Source organism: Marichromatium bheemlicum, from assembly GCF_012276755.1.
Lineage (GTDB): Bacteria > Pseudomonadota > Gammaproteobacteria > Chromatiales > Chromatiaceae > Marichromatium > Marichromatium bheemlicum.
The window spans coordinates 1-696 of record NZ_JAAXKX010000050.1 but is presented as its reverse complement, the minus strand read 5'-3'; the positions used below and the strand labels follow the sequence as shown (position 1 = coordinate 696).

General features: G+C 63.1%; 1 protein-coding gene. It reads right to left on the bottom strand.

Annotation, left to right across the window (positions count from 1 at the left end):
- Positions 1-18: 18 nt before the first annotated feature.
- The coding region (locus HF203_RS16050) for a transposase (protein ID WP_168671088.1) at positions 19-696 on the bottom strand (678 nt) is incomplete at its 5' end.

Here is a 696-nt window from a genome sequence, read left to right as displayed (position 1 = left end):
CTGAGGTATCCCCACGAATTATCCTCTGCAGCCTGAATCATCGAACAGCGCCATGTGTTCAGTGGCAACCCATTGATCGATACTGGTCATGGTGTCAAACACCGCGCCGAGGTGTTGGCGATAACCGTCGAGCGTGAGCAGCAGTCGAGCGAGGAAGAGGCGGGAGTAGGCGCGGCGCCGGCGTGCCCCCGGGCACAGAGTGCGATCGAGTTTGAGGTCGATTGCTGCGGTGCCGATCAGCCACAGCAGAAAGGCACTCAGCGAGGCGATCAGTACCAGCACGGTGAAGCGTCCGATACCCTGCGAGTGACAACGCTCCAATCCCTGGCCAAAGTGCAGGCTCTTCATGTCGCGGAAGCCTTCTTCGATCTGCATGCGCTGCCGATAGAGTCGGACGATCTGTTTTGCCCCGAGGGTTTCGAGTCGTGGCGAGGCCGCCAACAGCCACGGCTCTCTGGCGCTACGCGAGGCGTCGCAGTCGGCACGTTTGGCATTCTTCCTGCGCTTACGCCGGCGTCCACGCGGTGGCTGCTTGACCAGGACGAAGTGGGCCTCCAGGCGATTGGAACGTACCCATGCCCCAGTGCCCAGTGCGCGCGGGGTTTGCGTACCGCGCTTGAACCACGTCTTGCAACTCCCCCAGTGCGTTTTCGGGCAGACGCGGTCGCGACCGCGCACGCGCCCGACCCAGCGCCA